Origin of the sequence: Flavobacterium sp., from assembly GCF_040402835.1 — a bacterium.
Lineage (GTDB): Bacteria > Bacteroidota > Bacteroidia > Flavobacteriales > Flavobacteriaceae > Flavobacterium.
Window position 1 is genome coordinate 1 of sequence record NZ_JBBALW010000060.1, and the last position, 1,002, is coordinate 1,002.

Below are 1,002 nucleotides of genomic sequence, written 5' to 3' on the forward strand. Positions count from 1 at the left end.
AAAACAGTTATTAATTAAAACGAAACTATTAGTTGTTGTAATTTTTCTTTTTTTGGTTCTTTTTTTCTTTTGTTAATTGTGTGGATAAGTGGATAACTTTTAGGCTGCCATTGCGTATTGGGACATTGGGGTTTTATAATCGAGCGATTGATGGGGTCTTTCGTAATTGTAAAATGCCATATACTCTGTGATTCCCTGTTCTAATTGCCATCCATTTTCGTAAGCATACAGATAGATTTTTTCTTGTTTTAAACTTCGCCAAAATCTTTCTATGAATACATTATCTAATGCTCTGCCTTTGCCGTCCATTGAGATTTTTATCTGTTTTTCGATAAGCACTTCAAGGAACATATTAGCCGTAAATTGACTACCCTGATCTGTATTAAATATTTCAGGTTTACCGTGTTTAGCAAGACAATCTTTGAGTACCTGAGTACACCAAGAGGCTTCCATCGTGTTAGACAATGACCAATGTAAAATACTCCGAGTATGCCAGTCAATTATCGCCATACAATAGCGGAACGCCGCCCGCATAATCCCTTTTCCATTGGGATATAAGTAATGTCCGTTGACCATACCTGATTAGCTCTGTTTATGACAACATCTCTGAGCAAGTATGGGTACTTCTGATGGTCTGAATTGGGCTTAGAAGTATTTGAATGAGGGTAAATGACCTTGATATTCATTAACTTCATTAATCGCCTAATTCGTTTACGATTGATGGCATACCCTAATGATTGTAAGTGTACTGTCATTCGTCTGAAACCATAAAAAGGGCATTTTAAGTGCTGTTTGTCAATGGCTTTCATTAGGGCATCATCCAAGTCGTTGTTACGTTCAACGGGCTTATAATAAATTCTTGAACGACTAATTGACAGTATTTCACATTGACGATTGATCGATAAACCTTCGTGTTTTTCTTCAATCATTTCCAAACGCTGGGTCGGGTTAAAGTTCACGATAACTTTTTTTTAAGAAAAGTATTCTCAACTTGTAAACGAC

Annotated in this window: 2 protein-coding genes; both read right to left on the minus strand. The window is 36.1% G+C overall.

Going from position 1 to position 1,002, the window contains the following annotated elements; genetic code table 11:
• Positions 1-99 precede the first annotated feature (99 nt).
• The gene (locus AC9UEH_RS11535) at positions 100-576 is read right to left on the minus strand and encodes an integrase core domain-containing protein (RefSeq protein WP_481736311.1); all 477 of its coding nucleotides are present in this window, start codon (positions 574-576) and stop codon (positions 100-102) included.
• On the minus strand, positions 501-929 hold the full coding sequence (locus AC9UEH_RS11540; RefSeq protein ID WP_509532035.1) for an IS3 family transposase: 429 nt from the start codon (positions 927-929) through the stop codon (positions 501-503). Before AC9UEH_RS11540 ends, AC9UEH_RS11535 begins: the two co-directional genes overlap by 76 nt.
• Positions 930-1,002 lie beyond the last annotated feature (73 nt).

What these genes read in the sequence shown, in the direction of transcription:
- AC9UEH_RS11535 (WP_481736311.1), bottom strand. Translation starts at nt 576, where the DNA reads ATGGTCAACGGACATTACTTATATCCCAATGGAAAAGGGATTATGCGG.
- AC9UEH_RS11540 (WP_509532035.1), bottom strand. Translation starts at nt 929, where the DNA reads ATGATTGAAGAAAAACACGAAGGTTTATCGATCAATCGTCAATGTGAA.